General features: G+C 45.0%; 12 protein-coding genes and 2 riboswitches. All 12 genes read right to left on the bottom strand.

Going from position 1 to position 20,684, the window contains the following annotated elements:
- Positions 1–132: 132 nt before the first annotated feature.
- Positions 133–1,851, bottom strand: coding sequence for an assimilatory sulfite reductase (NADPH) hemoprotein subunit (cysI, locus tag E2L07_RS13235; protein WP_010896787.1), 1,719 nt, complete (start codon positions 1,849–1,851; stop codon positions 133–135).
- Positions 1,852–1,879: 28 nt separating this feature from the next.
- Positions 1,880–3,703 carry an assimilatory sulfite reductase (NADPH) flavoprotein subunit gene (locus E2L07_RS13230; protein WP_053432242.1) on the bottom strand — a complete coding sequence of 608 codons (1,824 nt, stop codon included), beginning with the start codon at positions 3,701–3,703 and terminating at the stop codon, positions 1,880–1,882.
- Positions 3,704–4,023: 320 nt separating this feature from the next.
- Positions 4,024–5,328: an NCS2 family permease gene (locus E2L07_RS13225; RefSeq protein ID WP_134229791.1), complete on the bottom strand. Its 1,305-nt coding sequence runs from the start codon at positions 5,326–5,328 to the stop codon at positions 4,024–4,026.
- Between the two features lie 106 nt (positions 5,329–5,434).
- Positions 5,435–5,536, bottom strand: a riboswitch (purine riboswitch).
- Positions 5,537–5,620: 84 nt separating this feature from the next.
- Positions 5,621–7,162 (bottom strand): glutamine-hydrolyzing GMP synthase, encoded by a 1,542-nt coding sequence (gene guaA, locus E2L07_RS13220; RefSeq protein ID WP_053432244.1) that lies wholly within the window; start codon positions 7,160–7,162, stop codon positions 5,621–5,623.
- Positions 7,163–7,302: 140 nt separating this feature from the next.
- Positions 7,303–7,404: riboswitch (purine riboswitch) on the bottom strand.
- Positions 7,405–7,442: 38 nt separating this feature from the next.
- Positions 7,443–9,632, bottom strand: a complete 2,190-nt coding sequence (locus tag E2L07_RS13215) for a transglutaminase TgpA family protein (RefSeq protein ID WP_134229790.1) — start codon at positions 9,630–9,632, stop codon at positions 7,443–7,445.
- A gap of 20 nt (positions 9,633–9,652) precedes the next feature.
- Positions 9,653–10,810 carry a DUF58 domain-containing protein gene (locus E2L07_RS13210; RefSeq protein WP_134229789.1) on the bottom strand — a complete coding sequence of 386 codons (1,158 nt, stop codon included), beginning with the start codon at positions 10,808–10,810 and terminating at the stop codon, positions 9,653–9,655.
- Positions 10,811–11,767: an AAA family ATPase gene (locus E2L07_RS13205; protein ID WP_134229788.1), complete on the bottom strand. Its 957-nt coding sequence runs from the start codon at positions 11,765–11,767 to the stop codon at positions 10,811–10,813. It lies immediately after the preceding gene.
- Positions 11,768–12,079: 312 nt separating this feature from the next.
- Positions 12,080–13,804: a cellulase family glycosylhydrolase gene (locus E2L07_RS13200; RefSeq protein WP_134229787.1), complete on the bottom strand. Its 1,725-nt coding sequence runs from the start codon at positions 13,802–13,804 to the stop codon at positions 12,080–12,082.
- 332 nt (positions 13,805–14,136) lie between these two features.
- On the bottom strand, positions 14,137–16,095 hold the full coding sequence (locus E2L07_RS13195; protein ID WP_134229786.1) for a TRAP transporter permease: 1,959 nt from the start codon (positions 16,093–16,095) through the stop codon (positions 14,137–14,139).
- A 113-nt stretch (positions 16,096–16,208) separates the two neighbouring features.
- Positions 16,209–17,249, bottom strand: a complete 1,041-nt coding sequence (locus E2L07_RS13190; RefSeq protein WP_134229785.1) for a TAXI family TRAP transporter solute-binding subunit — start codon at positions 17,247–17,249, stop codon at positions 16,209–16,211.
- A 248-nt stretch (positions 17,250–17,497) separates the two neighbouring features.
- A complete protein-coding gene (locus tag E2L07_RS13185; RefSeq protein ID WP_166740079.1) occupies positions 17,498–19,969 on the bottom strand; it encodes an ABC transporter permease in 2,472 nt (823 codons plus the stop codon).
- Positions 19,956–20,639, bottom strand: coding sequence for an ABC transporter ATP-binding protein (locus E2L07_RS13180; RefSeq protein ID WP_134229783.1), 684 nt, complete (start codon positions 20,637–20,639; stop codon positions 19,956–19,958). The genes E2L07_RS13185 and E2L07_RS13180 overlap by 14 nt, the downstream gene beginning before the upstream one ends.
- Between the last annotated feature and the right edge of the window lie 45 nt (positions 20,640–20,684).

Below are 20,684 nucleotides of genomic sequence, written 5' to 3'. Positions count from 1 at the left end.
CTAATATAAACTTAACCAATTTCTACACCTGCCTGGTGAAATAAAATTATCAACATAAATCAGCTGATAACATTATTATAACAGGCTTTGGAGGCAATGTTGGAAATGATTTCATCACGGATTCAGGTTATTTTAATCATGAAAATTTGTTCCATCCGTCGTTTCTTTGATGATTCCAGCTCGGATGACAAAATCTCCAAAATGCTCCCCTTCTTTACGCTCTTTCGCATAACGTGGGAGAATTTCGCGAAGTTCTTTTAAAATTTCTTCTTCTCCAATATTTTCACGGTACATTTTACTTAGACGGCTGCCATCAAAAGCAGCTCCAAGGTACATATTGTACTTACCCGGCGCTTTTCCAATAAAGCCAATTTCGCCTAGCGCATGGCGGGCACAGCCGTTCGGGCACCCTGTCATACGGATCGTAATCTCTTCATTCTTCAGGCCGTTTTCTTCGATGATTTCGTCAATTTTGTCGATTAGCTTCGGCAAATACCGCTCTGCTTCCGCCATTGCCAGTCCGCATGTCGGAAGCGCAACACAGGCAATCGAGCTGCGACGGAGTGCTGTATAATGCTTACCGTCCGTCAGACCGTACTGCTCGATTAGCTCATTGATCTTTTTCTTCTTCTGGCTAGTAACATTAGCAATAATCAAGTTTTGGTTGGACGTGAGGCGAATATCACCAGTATGGATTTTCGCGATCTCGCGCAAGCCGGTCATTAATTTGTAATCTGCATAATCAGTGACACGACCGCCCTCCACAAATAATGTAAAGTGCCATCTTCCTTTCACACCTTTGACCCAGCCATAGCGGTCGCCGTTATGATCGAAATGATACGGCTTCGCCTCATCAAGGCTCCAGCCAAGGCGGTTTTCCAGCTCATTCTTGACGGTCTCTAAACCGAGACGGTCTACCGTATACTTGAAACGGGCATTTTTTCGAACCGAGCGATTACCGTAATCACGCTGAATCGTAATAATTTTTTCCGCGACATCGTATATTTGTTCAGGTTTACAGAAGCCAATCACTTTAGCGAGCTGCGGGTATGTCGCTTTATCCCCGTGCGTCATCCCCATACCGCCGCCAATCGCCACATTGAAACCGACAAGCTTGTCATCTTCCACAATCGCGATAAAGCCGAGATCTTGAGAAAAGACGTCAATGTCATTGGATGGTGGAACTGCAATACCAATTTTGAATTTCCGAGGAAGATAAAGCGGTCCGTACATCGGTTCAACTTCTTCTGCTTCTGGCGTGCCTGCCACTTTTTCTTCATCAAGCCAAATTTCATGGTACGCGCGTGTACGCGGAAGCAAATCATCACTCAATTTCTTTGACCATTCATATACTTCCTGATGGATCTCCGATTGATACGGATTTGAGGTACACATGACATTTCGGTTCACATCACCACATGCCGCGATTGTATCCAACAAAGCTGAGTGGATGGCCTGAATCGTTTTTTTCATGTTCCACTTTAAAATGCCATGCAATTGAAACGTTTCTCTTGTTGTTAGCTTCATAGTGCCATTTCCATATTTCTGAGCAAGTTCATCCATGACAAGCCACTGTTCAGGCGTTGCCACTCCGCCCGGCATCCGAACACGCAACATGAACTGGTACGCCGGTTCGAGCTTTTGTTTTTGCCGCTCATTGCGAAGGTCTCGGTCATCTTGCAAATAACTACCGTGATGTTTCATCAACCGGTTATCATCATCGGATATTCCGGCACTAATCGGCTCGAGCATTGATTCCTTCAGCGTGCCGCGCAAATAATTACTTTCTTCTTTTATGCGCTCTACATCACTCGGTGGACCTTCTGGTGCTTTTAATCTTTCGTTCCCCATGTTGTAAAAAAACTCCTTTCAATCAAAATCAATACACATCACGCTGATAACGTTTTTGCTTCTTCATTTCTGCTAAATACGCTTCTGCTTCCTCACGGCTCTTGCCGCCTTCTTTTTCAATAATTTCAAGCAGGGCCTCCTGAACATCTTTTGCCATGTTTGTCTTATCACCACAAACGTAGAATACCGCCCCTTCTTCAAGCCACTTATACAGCTCTTTGCTATGCTCGAGCATGCGATGCTGTACATACACTTTTTCTTCAGTGTCACGAGAGAAGGCGACATCCATTCTTGTCAACACTCCGTCTTTTAACCACTTTTGCCACTCTGTCTGATAAAGGAAGTCGGTAACGAAATGCTGGTCACCAAAGAACATCCATGACTTTCCTGTAGCTCCCGCTTCTTCTCGTTCCTGCATAAAGGATCGGAATGGTGCCACACCCGTACCTGGTCCGACCATGATAATTGGTGTTTCTGGACTTTCTGGTAGCTTAAAGTTCTTGTTCGGCTGAATGAACATCGGCACCGTATCGCCAGGCTGAAGGCGTTCTGCACATAAGATCGAGCAGACCCCTTTTCGATCTCTGCCGTGAGCATGATAGCGAACCGCCCCAATTGTCAAATGCACTTCCTCTGGATTCGCTGCAATGCTGCTGGCAATTGAATAGAGGCGCGGTGGCATTTTCCGAAGAATGGAAACAAACTCCTGCGGAGATGCATTGATCGGGCCGAAGTCTCGGACGAAATCAACCAAGTCGCGTCCATCAATATACGCTTTTAATTGCTGGGCATTTTCTGAAGCCGTAAGAGCGCGTAGCTTTTCATTATCCAAAAGCTCAGCTGCCTGTTGAATTAACTTTTTCGTTAACACCGTAATTTCAAAGTAGGAAGTTAGCGCTTCTTTAAGTGGCAACCTTTCTCCTTGCTTGTCTACTGCGACGACTTCGTTTGCATCCCACTTCAGTTCATTAAGTAACAGATCGACAAGTTCAGGGTCATTTTCAGGGAAGATGCCGAGCGCGTCACCTGGTTCATACGTTAAACCTGAGCCTTCAAGGGACAATTCAAGGTGTCGTGTTTCCTTGTTTGATCCCCGCCCATTTAAATTAATGTTTTCCAATACTTCTGCTCGGAACGGATTTTTTCTTGAATACACCGTCTCCACTGCTTTGGCTTCAGGAGCTGCCGGCTGAGCAGGCACAGTCTGACCCTGACCTTCACTTAGACTGGCGATAACACCTTCAAGCCATTTCGCAGCTGGTTCTTCAAAATCAAGGTCACATTCAACACACGGTTGAAGTCTAGTAGCCCCAAGAGCTTCAAGGCGCTGATCGAAATCTTTTCCCGTTTTACAGAAAAACTCATAGGAGGTGTCGCCAAGAGCCAACACAGAATAACGGAGATCCTCAAGCTTCGGAGCCCGTCTCCCATGGAGGAATTCATGGAATGATAGCGCGTTATCTGGCGGATCGCCTTCGCCATGTGTGCTAACGACGATAAGCAGATTTTTTAATTTTTTCAATTGGTTCGGTTTAAAGTCGCTCATCGATGAGACGGTTACTTGAAAACCTTGTTCTTTGAGCGTCTTTCCCGCATTTTCGGCAAGTCCCTGGGCATTTCCTGTTTGTGAGCCAAAAAGAATGGTCACTTCCTTAGATACAGGCTGGGCTGTATTTGCCGCCGGAGCCGCTGCTGGTACCGCTTCTAGCACTGTTGCAGTATCGGCAGATTGAATAGCTGTCAAATAACCGCTTAGCCAAGCCTTTTGAGACGCATTCAAGGTTGGTAAAAGGCGGTTGAGGAGTTCTACCTGCTCCTCGTTAAAAGGACTGTTCATTACCTGAAGTTGCAACGATATCCACCTCACAAATGACAAAATCTTTTTTAAATTTAATAATTCCATCGTACTACATTATTCCGATAAGTCAAATTGGTTTTATCACTTTCTATTTTTTACATTCAATAGGAACTCACTTGAAGAAACCCACTCTTGAAGTAAAATTGCTCCTTGCGTTCGATAGTAATATTTTTTATACAGCCCCTGTTGACAACGGTAATGAAATTACAATTTGCTACTTCCTATTTTAATCGACGTCACTTAATTATTCACTTACTTTGATTGAAAACAAAAAGCCGGACCCGCCTAAACGAATCCAGCTTAAATAAGAACACCTACTCTGAAAGGAAGATGAAATAGGCTAAGAACACAAAGAACAGTGCATACATAATCGGATGAACTTCTTTCCCGCGTCCCTTGACAATCATCGTGATCGGATAGAATAGAAAGCCAAATGCAATCCCTGTTGCAATGCTGTACGTAAGCGGCATGGCAACCACCGTTAAAAATGACGGGATCGCAATTTCGAGTTTAGTCCACTCAATAAACCGTAAAGAAGAAGCCATCAAAATTCCGACAACAATAAGAGCCGCTGCCGTAACTTGTTCCGTAACTACGGACAACAATGGTGAAAAGAACATGGCAAGGACGAACAATCCAGCTGTGACAATGGAAGCGAATCCTGTACGTCCTCCGGCGGCAACACCTGCGGATGATTCAATGTAGGCCGTTGTTGTTGACGTTCCTAAGATTGCTCCAATGGAAGTTGCGCTTGAGTCCGCAAGCAATGCTTTACCTGCCCGAGGGAGCTTATTATCTTTAATAAAGCCCGCTTGGTTGGCAACTCCATAAAGAGTACCCGCTGTGTCGAAAAAGTCAACGAACAAGAATGTTAACACGACGATCAAAAATTGAACGGAGAACACATCAGTCATCTGAATGTTGAAGGCTTGTCCGAACGTTGGTGCTAAACTCGGCGGAGTACTGACAATTCCCCCACCTGTATACGTAATGATCCCAGAAATCAGCCCAACAATCGCCGTAAGGATCATTCCGTAAAAAATACCACCTTGAATGCCTCTTACCATGAAAAGAACCGTTACAATTAAACCGAAGCAAGCCAACAGCGTCGGGCCGTTGAGAATATGCCCTAAAGATACCGCGGTCGCTTCATCGCTAACGACAATGCCTGCATTTTTTAATCCAATAAACGCAATAAACAATCCGATACCTGCGGCAGCAGCATTTTTCAATTCTGCCGGAATGGCGTTAATGATCACTTCACGAATTTTAAAGACTGTAATAAGAATAAAAATAATTCCCGAAACAAAAACACCGAACAAGGCAAGTTGCCAGTCAATTCCCATTCCAATGACAACAGAATACGCAAAAAATGCATTTAATCCCATTCCAGGAGCTAACGCAATCGGGTATTTAGCAAGGATCCCCATTATGAGGGTTCCAATAGCTGCAGCTAGCGCAGTCGCCATGAACACCGCTTGGACATCCATGCCAGCGTCACCTAAAATAAGTGGGTTCACAAACAGGATGTAGGCCATTGATAAAAACGTCGTCAAACCGGCAATTGATTCACGGCCATAGGTCGTGCCATGCTCTTTGAATCCAAAGTAGCGATCCATCGATAGTTCCTCTCCTTCTATTCGTCACCATTTCGAAAACGAGCAAGAACTTCATAAAAAAAGCCCCAGATAGAAAGCTACCTGAAGCTCGACCACAAATAAAGAGTAAAAAACCCATTATTTTCGTAGTCAAGCTATTTACGGTAGCTTGGTAGAAACTCGCAGGCCCTATTCCTGCCATTATACGAAATGATGTTTTCGATTTATTTTTCAAAAATAGTGTAGCAAACCCACTAGCGTCCGTCAATACAAAAGACGAACATTAAGTTAAAAACAACGAATAATATTCGTCTTACTCCCACTCAATCGTCGCTGGCGGCTTCGATGTAATATCGTAGACGACACGATTAACATGCTTCACCTCATTGACGATACGCGTAGAGATAATCTCGAGGACATCCCACGGAATGCGCGCCCAATCGGACGTCATCCCATCGATCGATGTAACCGCACGGATACCAACTGTATAATCATATGTCCGTGCATCGCCCATAACCCCAACGCTCCTCATGTTCGGCAAGGCGGTGAAGTATTGCCAAATTTCGCGATCCAACCCTGCTTTTTTAATTTCTTCACGTAGGATCGCATCTGATTCCCGAACAATCTCAAGTTTCTCTTCTGTGATTTCTCCAAGAACACGAATGCCTAAGCCTGGTCCTGGGAATGGTTGTCGCCAAACGACCTCATCTGGAATCCCTAGTTCTGTACCTAACTTTCTTACTTCGTCTTTGAACAATGTATTTAACGGCTCAATTAATTCAAAGCGCATATCCTCAGGAAGTCCACCGACATTGTGATGGGATTTGATCGTTTGCGCCGTGGCAGTCCCACTTTCAATAATATCGGTGTATAATGTTCCTTGCGCTAAAAAGTCCATATCTTTTAACTTGCTTGCTTCCTCTTCAAACACGTAGATGAATTCGTTACCAATGATTTTTCGTTTCTGCTCAGGATCAGAGACACCTTCTAATTTTGATAGGAAACGGTCTTTTGCATCGATTTTGATTACGTTCATATTGAACCCTTCGCTGAACGTCTTCATGACACTATCCGCTTCACCTTTACGCAGTAAACCATGATCGATAAACATACAAGTGAGCTGATCGCCAATCGCTTTGTGAATCAAGACCGCAACGACCGATGAATCGACTCCACCAGAAAGGGCACATAATACTTGTTTGTCCCCGACTTGCTCGCGAATTTTCTCCATTTCCAATTCAATGAAGTTTTCCATTGACCAATTTCCTTCGCAACCACAAACAGCGAAGGCGAAGTTTTTCAGCATGTCGTCGCCAAATTGTGAATGGCGGACTTCAGGGTGGAATTGAACACCGTAATAGTTGCGTGCTTCATCACTCATAGCTGCCACCGGACAAGACGGGTTTTGCGCATCCACAACAAAGCCTTCTGGTGGTGCTACAATCAAGTCACCATGGCTCATCCATACCGTTTGTTCTACAGGCAACCCTTGGAACAGTTTCGATTGATTTTCTACTGTGATCGTCGCCTTTCCGTACTCTCGATGCTCAGCCGCGTCAACCTTACCTCCGAAATGCTGTGTCATTAGCTGCATTCCGTAGCAAATCCCTAAAATAGGTACTCCTAAATCAAAGATCGCCGGATCGCATTTAGGCGCCCCTTCTGCATAAGCACTATTTGGCCCTCCTGAAAAAATGATCCCCTTTGGCTTCATCTCTTTCAATTGTTCTGCAGTGATTGTGTTAGGGTGAAGCTCACTGTATACACCTAAATCACGAATTCGTCTCGTAATTAATTGATTATACTGTCCACCAAAATCGAGAACCACAATCATTTCTTCTGATAATTGTTCCATCATTCATATCACCCTTTACCAAGAATAAAAACACATCGTTCACAAAGCGAATAACAAAAGAGCTAGAATCCCCCTCCATCTATAAAAAGGCAGAATTCTAGCCATCATCCTACGCAAGGACAAACGTTCCGTACGAAGATATCGAGCCATTCCACCTTCATAGTCAGATCATTTACGGTGATCTGGTAGAAACTCCTGGACCTTATCTCCAAGTATATACGAAAGGGATGATATCTACATGTAAAACACGGAAACATTTTATCAGTCGAGGACAAAAGGTTCAAGAGCTAATTTTTCTCATTAGCTGCAACCAATCCCCTTTTACGTGCTCCCAGCAGTTTGCCGGCACATCCGAACTGTAGAGCAATCGCTCATATTCAAACGTTAATGTCGTCATCGTCTCCGTAGACCACTCTTGATCAATACGTACGGCGTACTCTCGAAGTGTTTCTCCTTGCTTCTTCCCTAGCCCTATATAGTTTAAATACCAGAGGAGCCGTTTATACGCATGGACAAACGCATCCTCCTTTCTGGTAACTCGGAAATAGCCAATCAAAGCCAAACCGACAAGCTTTTTGTTACCTGCAAATAAAGCCATACACAAGATCAGCAACGGAAGCGCAAGCCACCAAAGAGGGAACGGTAAACCTCCCGCTCCATTTTCAGGAGAAATTGCTACCTCTTCTGTACTAGCCTCCTCCAACTCAGCGAAGGCATCCTCTACTTCTTGTTCTTCGTTCTCTACAGTCTCTAACGGCTCCTCTCGATCAGTTTGTTCAATTTCAGTATTCTGCTGATTATCCACAGGACTTTCCGTAAAATCAAATTCGTTCGTAAATCCGCGTGTCGGTTCAAATGGAACCCAGCCTACCTCAGGAAAATAAACTTCCACCCAAGAATGGGCATTTGAGTTACGAATTTCATATACGTTTTGTTCATTCGTTGAGTCCACTAGCGTTCCTGCTGTGAAACCCTTTGCCCAGCGCGCTGGAATCCCTACCGATCGAAGCAAAACAACCATCGATGTAGAGAAGTTATCACAGTAGCCAGCCTGGGTTTCAAAGAGGAACTGATCTACGTAATCTTGCCCATCCTCCGGGATCGGTACATCTGTTGTTTCATATCGAAAACCTGACCTCTGAAAGTAATTTTCGATCGCCTTTGCTTGATCATAGCGGTTCTCGTATTCAGAGACAATTCCTTCGGCTAACTCATAAACCCGCTGCGGCACCGAATCGGGGAGCTGCAAATAGTAATCTTGAATGTTTTGTGGATCGACTTCTGAGCTTTGCTGAAGCTGATCGATATAATACGTTGGATAATAATAGTCAATTTCATACCTAGTAAGAACGGTTGGACTTGATCCAGAATACGTCGTAGCCTTTTCCGTATACGCGTCGACTACAATGCCTGCCGTCTCCGAGCTGTCGAGCTGTCCTGGATAGAACAGATGCTCATAACGAGCTTGTCCATCTTCAAATTGAACCTCTGCCCTTCGCTGCTCAACAGAAACGAGATTTTCGGTGGCAGTCCTTAACGGAGCCTGCGGTTGCACTTGCTCCGGTGTGGTTGTCTCCCAGCCACGCCCCGTATAAAAGTCCTTTGTCTCACCACGCCAGTATTGAGCTTCGGGAGCGGTGACGTAAAACACGGTCGTTTCATCATCGATAAATCCGCCACCTAGCTGACCATCCGAATCCCCATAGCCGATCCGTTGAACCACCTCGACAGAGTCAGAGTACGGATCAAGTCCCACTGCTGCACGCATAAACGGCATTGGATCGTCCCATTGGGGATCGAGCTTAGGGAAAGCAAAGCCTAATATGCTAGAGATCCCTATGACGGCTACTAACATCAAACCTAACCGCAAGGGCAAATACCTCGAGCCGACACGAACCCCTTCCCGCTCCATTTTCCTATAAATGGTGACAAGTCCGAGAAGCACGAAGCCGACAACAAATGTACGTACAATCGCCATCGAGGCATCATAAGCCGTAAATGTATCAAGAACCGTAATGTAAATAATCGTAAGCACTAAAAAGAAAAGTGCTCTTCGCATGTACACGATCCAATAAAAAAGCAAGTAACTCATAATCGACAACAAGACGAAAAATAGAAAGCTCCTGAACATATCGGTTAACGCGTAGAAATTGCCACCAACGATAAACCCTAAATTAACCCCCATCTCTGCCACAAACAGAAGAAGCCAGTCCAATGCAAAAAAGGGGCTCTCATAAAAGATCAAATAAATGCCGTAGATCGAGAGGCCGAGTTTCACTACCATCGATACAGCTAAAGGAAGCTGGAGAAAAGTGATTAAGAAAAAAAGGCTAGTGAAAATCACAAACACACGAATATATCCTGTATCAGTAATCGAAGGCAGGGGGAGCAACCATTCCATTAATAATAAAAAGCCTAGACCATACAGAAAAAAATCTCTCCCTAGGTTCATCGTTTTTTTCTCAACCATTTTAAACTCCCCCCTTCTTCTTACGGTTCAAACGTGTGAATCTGGATCCGGTGCTGCTTTAATTGCTCAGCAAACTCTTGGTTCTTGCGATGTTTACCAACAAGACAGATTTGCACATTCACATGCTGCATTTGCAACGTACGGGCGGCCTCGACTATCGCCTCGCTCAACTCTGTGCAAACATAGAAGACCGTTGCTCCTCTCCAAGAAAGATAGACAGGATCCTTTGCCTTAGGTCCCTCCTCCGTCGGTTGAAGCTTTGCGAGCAACGTTAACGGAAGTGTGAGCATGTGGGTGTCAATCGTCACCGTCTGCCACCCTTTTCTGCGAACCGCCACTTCTAGCGAAGGCCGTTGTTGCAAAACTTTATACATTAGAGAAGCTGCCAATTCAACCGCGGTTTCAAAGCTTGTGGGAGAGAGTGTCTCTAAATAAGCATCAAAGGCGACAACAATCCCTTCCCCATCATATGATTCAAACTCTTTGGTCACAAACTTCAACGCCCGTGCTGACTGCTTCCAATCAATCGTTGATAACCGGTCACCTGGTACATAATCACGAACACCGGCAAGGGATCGTTCCTCTTCCTGTTTGCGATTCGCCCTTTTCCCCTGTGAAAAGGTTCGGTTTTGAATCGGTGGTAACTCCTTCACATGATGAACGTTCGGATAGATTAAGACACTTGATTCAACAGGCACGGTCGTCTCTTTTTCAATCAATCCAAACAAGTCTCCGAACACTAGGTGCACATTCTCAAATCGGTGCTCCCCTCTGCGAATATTAGAAATGACATACTGATAGGACCACTCTCGTTGCAATCCAAAGAAAAACAGTGCCCCTGCGCCTTCCGTTCGTCCGATCGATAAGGGGACTAAATCTTTTACGCGAATATAAAAAAACGGCCGCCAGGAACGTCTGCGAAGATAAATCGTGACTGTCAGTTCCCCTCCGGCTTGTGCCGTTTTCTGACTTAACGATCGCTCTACGTCAAATCCTTGAAAGGAAAAAAGAAACACGATCAGAGTGAGCACGGTCACGGTCACAACGCTATAAAAGAGAAACCAGCTAACAAAGCCACCTTGAAACATGGCATAGGTAAAGGAGGCGACGAGCAAACCGACGAGTAAGAGAACCTTGAAAGTATGGTGTAACACTCCAAACAGCTTGCTTTTTTTCATCTACGTCAATAGTTCCTTTCGTATGACTGGCACTTTCGCCTGTTGCAGTACATCGTGTATGATCTCTTCATGATCAGTCCCTGACATTTTCGCCTCTGCTGTTAAAATTAAGCGGTGACTAAGAGCAAATGGTGCTAGTGTTTTGATGTCATCTGGAATCACATAGTCACGCCCTTGGATCATCGCATAAGCTTGAGCCGCCTTCATCATTGCAATCGACCCTCTCGGACTTACGCCTAATTCAACCTTCTGGTGCTTTCTCGTCAAATTGACAATCTCAACGATATAGGCCTTCACATTATCTTCAACGAAAACATCCTTAATCTCTTCCTGGAGTTGGATAACCTCCTCTGTTTCCATCACTGGAGATAGCTCCTGGATTGGATGCTGTTTCTCTAACCGCTTTAAGACATCCAGCTCTTCGTCCGGCTTAGGGTATCCTAGTTGCAGACGAAACAAAAACCGATCGAGCTGCGCTTCAGGCAATGGATAAGTCCCCGCGTATTCTACTGGATTTTGTGTCGCCATAACAAAGAAAGGCTTTGACAAGACAAGAGATTTCCCTTCAATCGTCACACTACCTTCCTCTAACGCCTCCAGTAATGCTGACTGGGTTTTCGGGGAGGTCCGATTGATTTCATCCGCTAAAACGACATTGGCCATAATAGGACCGGAACGAAATTCAAATTGCTGCGTTTTTTGATTATAAATCGAAACTCCTGTGACATCAGATGGGAGAAGATCTGGGGTAAATTGAATTCGCTTAAAATCGGCACCAAGTGATCGAGCAATCGCCTTCACCAGCATTGTCTTCCCTACACCAGGTACATCTTCTAAGAGCACATGACCGCTAGCAAATAATGCGACAAGGCTCAGCTCGATTTCCTGACGTTTCCCGACGACCACTCGTTCCACATTCTCTATGACTCTCGCGATGCGTTGCATCGTTTCATTCATTCTACGCTCCTCCATTTCTCGAACACACGTCTCTCTCCATCATACCATTTCCTTACTATCACAACGTTACATTTCCTTTACCAATTTTAAGAGAGGTTACTAGATGGTTCAACTCATATACATATGATAAGACGGTGATAATGATACTCAAAAAGAGTGCACAATAATCTAGTAGTAGGGTTCCCATACGTAAAACCATTTAACCTGCGCAACATAAAAAAGCGCCCCTATAATGTATGAAAAAACCCGAATATCGGATTCTACTAAAGAACCTCAGATATTCGGGCAACACCATAGAAAGCGCTTTCAATTTTATTTTTTATTTTTGTTTTTTGAATTGGTTGTCTGAGCTGCTATCCCAGTCACCTGGTTCCCGTTTTTAATAATCGTATAGTTGACTGTTTCACCACTCCAAAAATGGAAGGTTAACCGAACTTCACCATCCCGCACCTCACGAAAAAACGCCTCGGTCAGTTTCATCTCATTTGTATCATAAGAAGGAGAGAAGGCATAGCCAAACTCCTTAAAGGAGGTCCAGTCTTGCGGGCCAGCATTTCCGCCATCCACATAGACAGCCTCCATTGTTGCTAAGCTATTCCCATTAAAGGAAGCAGGAATGCTGAAGTTGCTCACGTGGCCTTGCGTGCTTTGCAATACAGGCGTACGATACGTATTCACCCGAAAATGCCAATCTGCCCCACGATTAAATTCGGCCGTTACCACGCCATTTGAACCTAACGTACCTGAGCCAGCGATTGCCGATAGGACATGGGCCTTCACTGTAAGTCTTTCTCCATTTAACTCATAGTCCTGCCCCGGCGTTAGTCGTTGTCCATTGGCCCGGAGCCCTGTTAATTCATTTCCGTGCAATTGTAAAGATACCGTTGCATCTGCGATTGGATCTCCCTGTTTCAAATAGATAAAGTTTGACTCGGCAACGGATGATCGTCCTTCCCAGCTTGCCCGCATCATGTCAAACAATTCCTGGTCATACCATTCGTACGTATGACGATTGAAATGCTGCCCATTATCCCAAAGCATATGGGTAATATCCCGCTCGTTCAAATGATGGATAAGAAACTCAAAGAACTTTAGCTTTTCACCTTGTTGAATCACTCCAGTATGTTTATCGAATCCAAGCAAGCCGAACTCACCTAGAACGACTGGAATCCCTCTTGCTACAAATGTATGGTGTACTCGATCAAACGCTTCGATGATCTCCCGTTTCGAATCCTCTTCAAACCGAGTGTAGCCAGCGATATTCACGCTAAAAGGCCAAAAACCGTAATAGTGTACCGTGGCAATGAGGTTAGGATCATCCAATTTGTCGATCGTTTGATAAAGGTTGTTTAGCAACGGTTGTGATGTGGCTGTTTCCATAGTTGGTAACACTAACGGCCGGATATCATTTTGGCCACCAGACTGTCTCACAATCTCGAAAAAGACCGTGTTTAAGTCATCTAGTAACGCATGGTGATTCTCACGGATCTCGTCCCAGTTTTGACTAAACTTTGGCTCATTGACACTTTCAAACATAAGCTTTGTTGGATAGTCTTTGAAGTGGTTCGATAGTTGCTCCCAGAGCGAGCGATACTTGACCATTACACCATTGTAGTTGTGCTCCATTTCATAAATCCATAACCATGAATCATGGTGTAAATTAATCATGACATACAAATCTTCTTCCAGCGCCCATTGAACCACTTGGTCCACTCGATTTAAAAACTGAGGATCAATAGGATAATCAGGTGCCCCTCCGATACGATTTTCCCACGTCACCGGAATCCGAATGCTTTTATACCCTTCATCCGCAATCCGTTCAATTAATTCTCGTGTCACACGTGGATTTCCCCATGCTGTTTCATCTTGTCCGACGGCATCAAACGTATTCCCAAGATTCCAACCCGGCTGCATGTCTCTTACATAGGACTGAATATCGAGAGTTTTCACATCCTCATGAGCAGAACTAACGGCAGGAGCTACGAACGAAACGACCAAAACAACGGCCAACCATGCCATGGATTTCATCCACTTCATCAGATTCCATCACCCCCAAATAAAGTACCCGAAACCAACGGCCAACTGTTAACAAAATCGTAAATAAACCTCAACCTCCTTTTAAATGAAAATTTAGAATTATCAAAACTCCACATCAATCTATCACAATCGTTCCATAAGAAAAAAGATCATTATTTGACAAAAAATCATGTCAGAATGTTTAACAAATGAAACTTAAAAAAAGCGAAGCACGCGCTTAATGCAGAGCAAAACTAAAGGGGGGACTGATCTAGAGCACTCTCGGTTGTTTTTAACCTCGGAAAAGAAAAAAGGCCACCCCTTTTTGGAGTAGCCCTTTCAATTTTTTATGTTTAAACTGTACTTGCCTTCGGATCCAATGGTGTTTGTTTATTAACCGTTCTTTGTAAAATAAATGCAATAGCCACGATTCCGAGGGCGACAAAGTCATACACCCAGCTTGAATGAATAAGACAAACAGCAGCGACAATGAGGAGCAAACGAACAACAGTTAATGCAGCTTTACCTGCAAGCCAACCTTGAACCGCTGCCGCAAGCAAGTAGACGCCGACAGAAGCGGTAATCGTCGCAAGGGCAATGCTCATGATTTCGCCTTCCATCATGATCGCCGGACTGTAAATGAACATAAACGGTACGATAAACGCTGCCAATCCTAGCTTGAATGCATCGACCCCGGTTTTGAATGGATCCGTTCCTGCTACACCAGCCGCCGCATAGGCTGCGAGCGCTACCGGTGGCGTAATGGCTGACATGACCGCATAGTAGAAAACAAACATATGGGCGTGTAATGGCTCAATGCCAATCTGAATCAAACCTGGTGCAACAACGGCAGCTGCAACGGCATAAGCGGCTGTCGTCGGCATACCCATCCCAAGAATGATGGAGATCCCCATGGCAAATAGGAGGGCCAACAGTTTGTTTGCATCCGCAATCCCTAAAAGCATGGAGCTAAATCGCAAGCCGACCCCTGTAAGGGCAATGACTCCAACGATAATCCCTGCACACGCACATACCGCTAAGAGCTGAATGACATTTTTCATTCCTAGCTCTAATGCACCGAGCACTTTCTTTAGCCCCATCCGAGTCGTTGGGTGGATCCAGCTCACGATAAAGCAGGCGAGAATCGAAACTGTACCTGAGCGGATTATCGAATAGCCCATAAGCAAGGAAGCAATAAGCAAGACGACTGGAATAAACAAATAGGATTGCTTTAAAATTCCTTTGAGAGGTGGAAGCTCTTTACGAGACAACCCCTTCATTCCGTTTTTAATCGCTTGAAAATCAACCATGAAGTAAACAGACAAGAAATAGAGGAATGCAGGGATGGCTGCTGCGATAATGATTTCCGAGTAACGGATTCCGGTAATTTCCGCCATAATAAAGGCACCGGCTCCCATGATCGGAATCATAATTTGTCCCCCAGCAGAAGCGGTCGCTTCCGTCGCCGCAGCAAACTGCCCTTTATAGCCGACACGTCTCATTAACGGAATCGTCAACGACCCAGTCGCTACTGCATTTCCGGCAGATGTCCCGTTCATCATGCCCATCAATCCACTTGAAATAACGGACACTTTTGCCGGTCCCCCTCTCATCCCACCAGCCAATGAGAATGAAAAGTCAATGAAAAATCGGCCGACACCGGACATTTGTAAAAAGGCCCCGAAAACAATGAACAATAAAATGTATTTCGACGAAACGTCAACGGTTACGCCGAATACTCCATCCAAGCTATAAATATACGTAACAAATCGATCAAATGAATACCCACCGTGATTCAAAAATCCTGGTAGCCACGGTCCGAGAAAGGCGTAAGCAATAAATACCCCTGATAAAATTGGCAACGTCCAGCCACTTGTTCTCCGTGTCAACTCAAGAATGATGAGAAGTCCTAAAACGGCAACGATTGTATCCATCGGTTGTGGCATAACCCCAACACGGAACAACAAGGCCGAGACATTTTGATAAATATAAAAGGTGACAAACAACGTTGCAGCGATCAGCAACCAATCGACGACATGAACGCGATTTGAATCTGTTTTCCATCCTCTAAACAATAGAAATCCAAGAACGGCTCCTAACGCGATATGAACGCTGCGAAAAATCCACGGCTCAATCGGATGAAAGTTTAAAATATATAAATGAAAGAGTGCTCCCCCAACCGCAATGACAGTGAACAGAATTCCGACCCAACCTGTTAACGAACGAGCGTTGGATGGGCCTTCAACAGCTTCTTCCAATTCTTTTGCCTTGTCTTCACTTACAACGGAGTTCACTTTTTGCTCATCAGCCATGGGAATCCCTCCTATCCTTTCGTAGTTGATACTGCTACATTCGACTTTTTGAACAATGCTTACTATTGCGGCCCCTGCTTTCCATCATGAAAGCAAGGGCTGCAACAATCGTTTTATTCGTTTCCCCATTCAGCAGGATATACGGATTCAGGAAGGTCGATACCGATTTCCTCGTAATAACGAATCGCTCCTACATGTAGAGGCACAACTTCATTTCGCAAAATTGCCTCTGGTACTGCCTCTTCTGCCGAAGAGTGTGTAGTCATAAGCAAATCATTGTTTTCGTGATACGCTTTGACAAGCTCGTAAACAAAGTCAGCATTCATTTCACTGTACGTAATACCGAAGTTAAACATCGCAATCGTTTCTAGGTCTTCATCAAGCTGATCGTACGTATCCGCTGGAATGGTATACGGCTCAAAGTACGGTAATGCTTCTAAAACCTTGTCACGACTTTCTCCATCAATTCCAAATAGGTGAATGTCTCGCTGAGCTTCAACTTCTGCAACAGCCGGAATTGGCAGGCCTGCTGCAAACCCAATGACATCAAGCTGACCATCTAACTGTTGGCTAACCATATCGTTAGCACCTGCAAGAACTGGTGTAATATCCAAACCTAGCACTTCATGAATGATTGGTAGATACGTTCCGGAAGTACCTCCAGAAGGTCCAACACCGACACGCATCCCGTCCATGTCTTCAATGGACGTTACGCCGCTTGACTCCAACGACCACCAGTGGAAAGGAGTCGTATACATCGGGAAAATGACACGGACGTTATCATACGTCTCTCCACCTGTCCAATCCCCTTCTCCCAATACACCTTCATAGCCAGGACCCATTGTGATCATGCCAATGTCCTGTTCTTGCTCATTCACGAGCTGCATGTTGTGAACAGGTCCACCTGTTACTTCAACATTTGAGCTTACGCCAAGCTCACGGTCTAATAGCTGGGCCAATCCACCACCGTAAATGTAGTAAACGCCCCCTTGAGAAGCAGTTCCAATCACCACGCTGGACGGTCTTTCTTTTTCTTCAACCTCTCCAGCTTCATCCGCTCCTGTTGAATCACTTCCACCACCGCATGCTGCAGTAACTAGCAAACTTACTCCTACAATAGCGGACAACAGCGACCGCTTTGATAGTTTTTTCATTCTTTGCTCCCCCTTTTTTGAATCTTCTTTCAATTATCATTATAAAAGCGCTTTCATGTTTTGCGTGATTTTGGTTTTATTAATCTTTTCGTTCTTTTTGGTCTCAGAAAGAAACATAAGGTTTATATGGGCTGAAAACAGAGAGAAAGCTCAGCGATTGCTGAGTCTCGAGGTAACAGCAGAGAGCCTTTAATCAATGCGAAATAAGAGCTAGCAACATGCTAGCCCTTACCTCCTTTACACGGTTATCATACCATTTTTCGTAACGAGGATCGGATCATGCCTCCTGCCGTTACGATTGCAATACTACTTAGAAGTACGACCGCCACGACAGCAAATAAAAGCAACGAAAGGGAAAGCGAATAAAACACGCTGACCGTGAGAAGGCTGATGACGACACCGCCCATAATCGCCCCAGTTGTCCAAAAAGCCGACTCTTTTAAGCAGAGACGGTGGACGTCTTTTATACGCCAGCCGATATCACGCAATGTTTGCAGCTCTTCTTTCCGTAAAAGCAAAAAGGCTGAGGTGCTCTCACCGACCGTCAAGACAGCAAGAAACAGCGCTGCCACCATAACAGACACTAGAGGTATAAATACAGCATCATTAATATATACACCTAAATAGGTTCCACCTGTTTGGGCAATCGTCGCCGCAATCGAAGAGACGACAAAAGCGAGCAGCAGTGCCACCGAAGCTAGCTGAATGATGCTTAACGTCAGTAAGCGCCGATAATAGAACAGGTTCCGTATCCATACCGTTTGTCCTTTTAGCCTTCGAAAAGAGATTTTCTGAACGCCTCTCATCATCGACACATAGATCAAACTAAAGAGAAACGTTAGCACAACGACAGCAACAAAAAAGATCAAAATGAACCAATCTGCCTGATATAACCAAATATAAGCGAGCAAAATGAGAGAGGCTATTGCGGCAGAGAGGAAGATGAGCGAGCTGTTTTCCATTAGATACAGCCATCGGATATGTCGTTTTTTCCAGCCTAGATCAAGTAAAAGCTCCTGCTCCTCTTTTTTCGTATGGCGTCTAAAATGAAACCGATTCGCCAAATAACTAATACTTACGAATAGGAACAATCCTGCAATCAAGACGTTCGTCCCGTTCCAGCCGTCACGAATCGTAGCGGCAGCCCCTAAGCTCGTCCATGGCTGAACAACTTCTCCTATACCTTCAACGTCCATCGTCATCGGAGCAGGAGAGGCTCCGGCGATCACATCGATTTGATAGTCTCCTAATTTAGCAATCTCAGTCGCCACCTCACTCATTTTATCCACTGCCTCTTGATCGTACGCAGTAATTCCTGCAACCCGTATTCGAATCGCATCAATCGGCGCATCTCCTTTAATAAACGCCGCATCTTCTAACGCCATCAGACCGTGGGCCGGTGCATTGACAAAACTTCCCGGTGCAATCGTTTCATGGAGCATCGTGCCATCCGATAACACGGAGGGTGCTTGTTGATAGATGCCGAGCGGGCTAGCAGAAAGGGAATGCTCGTACTCTGCTGTCGTAAAATGACCGACAGGGTATAACAAGAACGGAATTTTCCCAATGCCATGCAACTCGTATGCAGCACCTCCTTGTTCTTGGATCGTGCGGTAAATTGGAATTCCTTCGTAGTCACCTACTTGCTTGACCTTTAAGCGCCCTCCGGCTTGAATGTCATAGTCAATCGGGGACGCTTGATAAAATCGGGATGATTCACTCACTCCGTATGCATTCTCTATGGGTTCATGCATGCTTCCGTCGTAGTCAAGGGATACAGGATCATAGGAAAATGGAGGCATGTGTTCAGATAGATCAAAGGTATACGTTTCGATCGGTCCAATGTGCCGATCCTGAAACTGTGCAAATAACGATGGAAATTGTTCAGAAATAAACAGCGGCTCGTCATAGGTGAGCCCTAACTCATCCTTTAGGCGCTCCGTATCAGCAGTCTCCCAATCAATCGGTGCTACATCCACTTGCATAGTTAGCGGCGTAGTCGCATCCTTCAAATAAATGATTTTAATATGTCTCTCAACATCAAGATCAAAATAAAACCTAAAGCCTTCCGGGATGCTGTTGTTTAATGCGGAGAAATTAAAGCCTGTAAGCTTTTCTTCCTCTTGTTGATCGATACCGACGATTAAGTGGTACGTAACAGGCATCGAAAAAAAAGGCGGACTTCCACTCCCTGGAATTTCTTCATTCCCTTGTTGCACATATTCATAACCATGGTAGTAACCTTCTTGTTTAAGCACATAATAGGAGCCACCTGCTTGTAACGGGTACGTATGTAGGCCGTCTGACGTTTGAAATCGTCCCTCAATAAAACTGCTATTCTCTGGAAATTCGACTGCCACGGTGTGTGTTTCTCCCGCAAAGTAGCCTAGCGATGCAACCGGAGCCGCCACTTCTACCCCATCGAGTGCTTTGATAGCTTCCCATTCGTTAAGCGAAATTCCACCTTCGCCAAGGGCCAAATAATTTTCTTCGACGACACCAAGCGTTGTTTCTACGGCTGTCTGTGTACCAATCGGTCGAATAAGCAAATCATAACTTCCTCTTGCATACTGCTTGATGTTTGCATCGACTTCGGCTTGAATCGACGACAGCATCGAAAAGCTCAAGGGGCTTGCAACAAATATCGCCACAAGGGCCCCAACCAACAGCAAAGAGCTAGCAAAGTTCCGTTTAATCGACCGAAAACTATAGCGAAGCATGGCCAAGTTCTCCTTTATGAATGGTACCATTATCAATGGAAATCGTTCGATCTCCCCTGCGTGCCACAACATCGTCATGGGTCGCTAACACAATGGTCTGCCCTTGAGCATGTAATTTACTTAACAAGTCTAAAATGTTGTCACGATTCGCTTGATCTAAATTACCTGTCGGTTCATCGCACAACAGGATGGCTGGCTCTGTTAGCAACGCCCGGGCGAAGGAAACCCGCTGCTGCTCTCCGCCTGACAGTTGATGAGGATAGTGGGTCATTCGATGGCTTAAACCGACTTGATCAATCAGCTCTGTCGCCCGAGGGCGTATCGTTTTTCGGCTCTCGTAAGGAACAAGCGGAAGCATGACATTTTCCAGCACATTAAATTGCGGGAGCAGACGAAACTGTTGATAGACCGAAGCAACCTGTGTCCGTATAAACGCTTGTCTGTCTGTATGAGCTAAGTCAGTAATGGATCGCTCATTGATCGTCACCGTTCCGCTCACTGGCTGGAGGGCACCTGCAATTAGTTTTAGTAGCGTTGTTTTCCCCGATCCAGATGGGCCAACGATCGATAGCCATTCTCCTGAAGCAACGGTTAAAGTAATATCTTGTAAAATCGTTAACGTCTCGTGTAAAGCCTGGTATGTAACTGACACATTCTTCAGTTGAATCATCATAAGTCTCTCCTATTATTATGATTAACAAGCACTAGCATTTGG

It is taken from the genome of Halalkalibacterium halodurans (assembly GCF_004376175.1).
In the GTDB taxonomy this organism is placed as follows: domain Bacteria; phylum Bacillota; class Bacilli; order Bacillales; family Bacillaceae_D; genus Halalkalibacterium; species Halalkalibacterium halodurans.
Note: the sequence above shows the minus strand (reverse complement) of the source record. Positions and strands in the feature narration are given on the sequence as shown.

What these genes read in the sequence shown, in the direction of transcription:
- guaA (WP_053432244.1), bottom strand. Translation starts at nt 7,162, where the DNA reads ATGGAACAATTATCAGAAGAAATGATTGTGGTTCTCGATTTTGGTGGA.
- E2L07_RS13200 (WP_134229787.1), bottom strand. Translation starts at nt 13,804, where the DNA reads ATGAAGTGGATGAAATCCATGGCATGGTTGGCCGTTGTTTTGGTCGTT.
- E2L07_RS13210 (WP_134229789.1), bottom strand. Translation starts at nt 10,810, where the DNA reads ATGAAAAAAAGCAAGCTGTTTGGAGTGTTACACCATACTTTCAAGGTT.
- E2L07_RS13225 (WP_134229791.1), bottom strand. Translation starts at nt 5,328, where the DNA reads ATGGATCGCTACTTTGGATTCAAAGAGCATGGCACGACCTATGGCCGT.
- E2L07_RS13190 (WP_134229785.1), bottom strand. Translation starts at nt 17,249, where the DNA reads ATGAAAAAACTATCAAAGCGGTCGCTGTTGTCCGCTATTGTAGGAGTA.
- cysI (WP_010896787.1), bottom strand. Translation starts at nt 1,851, where the DNA reads ATGGGGAACGAAAGATTAAAAGCACCAGAAGGTCCACCGAGTGATGTA.
- E2L07_RS13205 (WP_134229788.1), bottom strand. Translation starts at nt 11,767, where the DNA reads ATGAATGAAACGATGCAACGCATCGCGAGAGTCATAGAGAATGTGGAA.
- E2L07_RS13195 (WP_134229786.1), bottom strand. Translation starts at nt 16,095, where the DNA reads ATGGCTGATGAGCAAAAAGTGAACTCCGTTGTAAGTGAAGACAAGGCA.
- E2L07_RS13180 (WP_134229783.1), bottom strand. Translation starts at nt 20,639, where the DNA reads ATGATTCAACTGAAGAATGTGTCAGTTACATACCAGGCTTTACACGAG.
- E2L07_RS13185 (WP_166740079.1), bottom strand. Translation starts at nt 19,969, where the DNA reads ATGCTTCGCTATAGTTTTCGGTCGATTAAACGGAACTTTGCTAGCTCT.
- E2L07_RS13215 (WP_134229790.1), bottom strand. Translation starts at nt 9,632, where the DNA reads ATGGTTGAGAAAAAAACGATGAACCTAGGGAGAGATTTTTTTCTGTAT.